Annotated in this window: 4 protein-coding genes and 1 pseudogene; 4 read left to right on the top strand and 1 reads right to left on the bottom strand. The window is 75.9% G+C overall.

Translation table 11 applies throughout. The features are described from left to right. From UW392_RS25910 to UW392_RS25895, 4 genes and pseudogenes are all read left to right on the top strand, one after another. Window positions 1-652: pseudogene (locus UW392_RS25910) on the top strand (hypothetical protein); the annotation flags it as partial. A gap of 141 nt (window positions 653-793) precedes the next feature. Continuing rightward, entirely contained in the window at window positions 794-2,098 is a 1,305-nt protein-coding gene (gene pcaC, locus UW392_RS25905; protein ID WP_320777531.1) for a 4-carboxymuconolactone decarboxylase, read from the top strand. Between the two features lie 31 nt (window positions 2,099-2,129). After that, window positions 2,130-2,765: an MBL fold metallo-hydrolase gene (locus UW392_RS25900; RefSeq protein WP_320777530.1), complete on the top strand. Its 636-nt coding sequence runs from the start codon at window positions 2,130-2,132 to the stop codon at window positions 2,763-2,765. A 36-nt stretch (window positions 2,766-2,801) separates the two neighbouring features. Beyond that, window positions 2,802-3,581 (top strand): exodeoxyribonuclease III, encoded by a 780-nt coding sequence (locus UW392_RS25895; RefSeq protein WP_320777529.1) that lies wholly within the window; start codon window positions 2,802-2,804, stop codon window positions 3,579-3,581. Between the two features lie 55 nt (window positions 3,582-3,636). Here the strand turns inward: UW392_RS25895 and UW392_RS25890 are convergent. Continuing rightward, window positions 3,637-5,181, bottom strand: a 1,545-nt coding sequence (locus UW392_RS25890) for an SGNH/GDSL hydrolase family protein (RefSeq protein WP_320777528.1), incomplete at its 5' end; no start/stop codon positions are given.

The following is a 5,181-nucleotide window of genomic DNA, read 5'->3' as shown; positions in this document are numbered from 1 at the left end:
CGTCCTCCAGGGCCACCCTGGGGATGCCGACGCCCTGGCCGTACGCGCGCTGCCGCCGCTCCCCGCGCCGCCGCCCCCGCTCCCGCACCCGGGGCAGCCCCCCGTCTACCCGGGCGCGCCGGGCGGCCCCGACCCGTTCGTCCTGGACCAGCTGGCCACCGACGCGGCAGCCCGCGCGTACGCGCTGCTGACCACCGGCCACGACCCGATCGCGGACCTCACGCTCTGGCAGGACGCGGTACGGCTCGCCGCCGCCCGCCCCGGCTCCGGGCTCACCGCCGCCACCCGCGCCCTCTACTCCTCGCTGGCCGCCGCCACCGGCCGCACCCCGGCCGACCTGGCCCGCGCGGTGGCCGCCTGGCGCCAGGGCGGACCGGACGGGCTCACCGTCCTCGAGGAGCCCTGGGACCCCCCGGCGGGCCGTTTCGACCGCGCCCGCCCGCTGCTGCGCGCCGCCGACCTCCCCGCGTTCCGTCCCTGGCGCAACCGCCTCACCCACCCCGGCGGCCACGTCCAGCTCCGCCTGGGCCGGGACGGCCTGTGGTACCCCTACGAGTCGGAACCGGACCGCGACGACTGGTGGCCCCGCGGCACCTGCGACCCGGATCCGGTGGGCGCCCTGATGGGCCTGGGCGCGGCCGACGACCTGTGAGCGGACGACCTGTGAGAGAGCCGCCCACCTGCCGCATCAGGTGAAGATCGTGTGAGGGTCCACCGCCGATCCCCTGGAACCGGACGCGGGGGACGGGGGTCCGAGGGCGGAGTACGCCCGCGGGGACGCTAGCGTGGAGCGGTGAGTGAGACGCAGACGCCCGTCCTCCAGTACCGCCTGGACGGTCCGGAGGACGCCCCGGTCATCATCCTCGGCCCCTCGCTCGGCACGACGTGGCACATGTGGGACCGCCAGGTCCCCGAGCTCTCGAAGCAGTGGCGCATCGTCCGGTTCGACCTGCCGGGCCACGGCGGTGCCCCCGCGCACCCGGCGGGCTCGGTCAGCGAGCTGGCGACGCGGCTGCTGGCCACCCTCGACGGGCTCGGGATCCAGCGCTTCGGTTACGCGGGCTGCTCGCTCGGCGGCGCCGTCGGCGTGGAGCTCGCGCTGCGCCGTCCCGAGCGCCTGGCCTCGCTCGCGCTGATCGCCGCCTCGCCGCGCTTCGGCACGGCGGACGAGTGGCGGCAGCGCGGCGTGATCGTACGGACGAACGGACTGGACCCGATCGCCCGTTCGTCGCCGGAGCGGTGGTTCACCGGTGGTTTCGCGGCCGCCCAGCCCGCGATCACCGAGTGGGCCGTACAGATGGTGCGCACCACCGATCCCGGCTGCTACATCACGGCCTGCGAGGCGCTCGCCGCGTTCGACGTACGGGCCGAACTCGGCCGGGTCGGCGTGCCGACGCTGGTCCTCGTCGGATCGGACGACCAGGTCACCGGGCCCGCCGAGGCCCGCACCCTGGTCGCGGGCATCCCGGACGCCCGGCTCGCGGTCGTCCCCGGCGCCTCGCACCTCGTCCCCGTCGAACAGCCCGCCGCGGTCACCGACCTGCTGGTGCGGCACTTCTCCTCGGCCTGGCAGCCCGCACCCGGGTACGACACGGCCACCGGGCACGTCGCCATCCCGGCGGCCGTCCCGCATGCGGCGCCCGCCGTGCCGCCGCAGGCCGCCGGGCCCGTCGCCGAGATCGCCCCGGCCGCCGCGCAGCCCGCGGGCGCGGTCCGGCCCGACCCGTACGACGCCGGGCTGAAGGTCCGCCGCGAGGTGCTCGGCGACGCGCACGTCGACCGGGCGCTGTCCTCGGCGGACGAGTTCTCGGGGGACTTCCAGGAGTTCCTCACCCGGTACGCCTGGGGCGAGGTGTGGAACCGGCCGGGGCTGGACCGGCGCACCCGGAGCTGCGTCACCCTGACCGCGCTGGTCGCCGGCGGCCACCTGGAGGAGTTCGCCTCCCACACCCGGGCCGCCCTGCGCAACGGGCTCACCCCGGCGGAGATCAGGGAGGTGCTGCTCCAGGCGGCGGTGTACTGCGGCGTCCCGGCCGCGCACAGCGCCTTCCGGGTGGCCCAGGAGGTCATCCAGGAGGAGACGACCCCCCAGGAGTGAGGGGCGGGGGGTACGGGCGCAGGATGGAACCATGAAGCTGACGAAGAAGTCCCACGCCTGCGTCCGGCTCGAGAAGGACGGGCGGACGCTCGTCATCGACCCCGGCGGTTTCAGCGAGGCGGACTCCGCCGTCGGGGCGGACGCCGTCCTGATCACGCACGAGCACCCCGACCACTTCGACGAGGGGCGGCTGCGGGCGGCCCTGGAGGCCGTCCCGGGCGCCGAGATCTGGACCCTGCGCTCCGTCGCCGAGAAGATCTCGGCGGCGTTCCCCGGACGCGTGCACACGGTCGGCCACGGCGACACGTTCACCGCGGCCGGCTTCGACGTCCAGGTGCACGGCGAACTGCACGCCGTGATCCACCCGGACATCCCGCGCATCACCAACGTCGGGTACCTCGTCGACGGCGGCCGCGTCTTCCACCCGGGCGACGCCCTCACCGTTCCCGGCCACCCCGTCGAGACGCTGCTGCTCCCGGTCATGGCCCCCTGGAGCAAGATCTCCGAGGTCATCGACTACGTCCGCGAGGTGAAGCCGCAGCGCGCCTACGACGTCCACGACGCCCTGCTGACCGACCTCGCCCGGCCGGTCTACGACAACCAGATCGGCGCCCTGGGCGGCACGGACCACCAGCGGCTGGCCCCGGGGGCGTCGGCGGAACTGTGAGGGGCGTTGTCGGACCCTCCGGGTAGGTTGGGACGCATGCGCATCGCGACCTGGAACGTCAACTCGATCACCGCCCGTCTGCCCAGGCTGCTGGCCTGGCTGGAGAGCAGCGGCACGGACGTGCTGTGCCTCCAGGAGGCCAAGATCGCCGAGGAGAGGTTCCCCTTCGACGAGGTGCGCGAGCTGGGCTACGAGGCGGCGGTCAACGCCACCGGCCGGTGGAACGGCGTGGCGGTGCTCTCCCGCGTCGGCCTCGAGGACGTGGTCAAGGGCCTGCCCGGCGACCCGGGCTACGAGGGCGCCGAGGAGCCCCGCGCCGTCTCCGCGACGTGCGGCCCGGTCCGCGTCTGGTCGGTGTACGTGCCGAACGGCCGCGAGGTGGGCCACCCCCACTACGCGTACAAGCTCCAGTGGTTCGAGGCCCTGCGGGCCGCCGTCGCGGACGACGCCGCCGGCGGCCGCCCGTTCGCGGTGCTGGGCGACTACAACGTGGCGCCGACCGACGAGGACGTCTTCGACCGGTCGGTCTTCGAGGGCTCCACCCACGTCACCGAGGCCGAGCGCGCCGCCCTCACCGCCTTGCGCGGGACGGGCCTCACGGACGTCGTGCCCCGGCCCCTGAAGTACGACCACCCCTACACGTACTGGGACTACCGCCAGCTGGCCTTCCCGAAGAACCGGGGCATGCGCATCGACCTGGTGTACGGCAACGAGCCCTTCGCCAAGGCCGTCACCGACGCCTACGTGGACCGCGAGGAGCGCAAGGGCAAGGGCGCCTCCGACCACGCGCCGGTCGTGGTGGACCTGGACGTCTAGCCCGCCCGCCTGCGGGAGCCGGTCGGCCCGTCGGGGCCGGCCGGGGCGCAGGCCCTCAGCCCCGCAGCAGCCGCAGGTCCACCGACTCCGCCAAGGCCGCCAGGCCCGCGTCACCCGGGTGCAGACGGTCCCCGCTGTCGTACGCCGGGAGCAGCCGCGACGGGTGGCCGGGGTCCCGCAGCACCGCGTCGAAGTCGAGCACCCCGTCGAACTGCGCCGACCTCCGCAGCCACGCGTTCACCGCCACCCGCTCGGCGTCGGCGGCGGCCGTGCAGCGTGCCTCGCCCCCGCACGGCGCGATCGTCGCCGCCAGCACGCGCACCCCCCGCGCGTGCCCCCGGACGGCGATCTTCCGCAGCCCGGCGATCACCCGCTCGGCGGTGAAGCCCCCGCGGACGTCGTTGACGCCCTGGAAGACGAGGACGGTCCGGACGCCGGTCTGCGCGAGGACGTCCCGGTCGAGACGGTGCAGCGCGCTCACCCCGCCCGTGTCGGCCGAGACCCCGTCCCCCGGATAGCGGTCGCCGGTCACCCGGTTCGCCGAGACGCCCTGGTTGAGCACCCCGTAGCGGGGCACCGCGCCCCGCGCCCGCAGCCGCGCGGCCAGTACGTCGGGCCAGCGCCGGTTCGCGTCGGGCGTCGACTTCTCGCCGTCCGTGATCGAGTCCCCGAGCAGCACGACGGAGCCCGGCCCGCCCCCCACGTCCACCCCGGTCAGGAACGGCCAGGTGGTGATCGTCGAGGTGTACGCGGCGGCCGAGGCGTCCCGCGCGTGATCGCCCCGCCGGCTGACGTACGAGGTCTGCAGCGCGCGCCGGTGCACGGGCGCCGCCATGACCGTCCCCGGCAGGTGGAAGCTGACCAGCAGCTCGCCGCCAGGCGGTACGTCGAAGGCCACCGGGTCGCTGTACACCTGCGCCCCGGCGGGGATCCCGGTCCCCCTGGCGCCCCGGAACGACAGCGGTACCGGCGCGCTCCGCGGGACGGCGCCCCGGGCCCGCACGGCGACCGTGGCGCTCCCGATGCGCACCGGCGCGGCGGCGAAGGTGTTGTCGAGCCGGATCCGCACCCGCGGGCCGCCCGCCGAGGTGTGCACCACCAGCCGCAGCGTGCGGTCCGTCCACGGCCCGACCGACGTGTAGCCGGAGGTGGCGGCCGCCCAGGTGCCGGTCCAGCCGCGTCCGGAGGGCCGTACCGCGAGGTCGAAGACGTGCACGGCACGGTTGTGCGGCAGCGACACCGACGCGACCGCGCGACCGCGCGCGATCGGCACGGTCACCACGTACAGCCGGGTCCGTCCGGCCCGCGGGCCGTCCGGGGTGTTGCGGTGCGGCAGCGCCACCGCCTTGGTGGCGAGCGGACCGGTGCGCCAGTCGGGCGCGGTCAGCCGGTACGCGGAACGGGTGCCGTCGGCGTACCGGACGGTCCCCCGGCCGCTCGCGGAACGGCCGCCACCCGTGCCGGCGACGAGGAAGGCGAGCGCGTCGCCCCGGCCGCGCACCCGGACGGACTGCCCGTCGGCGCGCACGTTGTCCGGCTCGCCCGGCGCCCGGTCCGGCCGGTTCAGCCGGGCACCCTGCACGGTCAGGGTCCGCCCGGG

It is taken from the genome of Streptomyces sp. CRN 30, assembly GCF_034105845.1.
Note: the sequence above shows the minus strand (reverse complement) of the source record. Positions and strands in the feature narration are given on the sequence as shown.

Coding starts and splice junctions, on each gene's coding strand:
- UW392_RS25900 (WP_320777530.1), top strand. CDS start 2,130: ATGAAGCTGACGAAGAAGTCCCACGCCTGCGTCCGGCTCGAGAAGGAC.
- UW392_RS25895 (WP_320777529.1), top strand. CDS start 2,802: ATGCGCATCGCGACCTGGAACGTCAACTCGATCACCGCCCGTCTGCCC.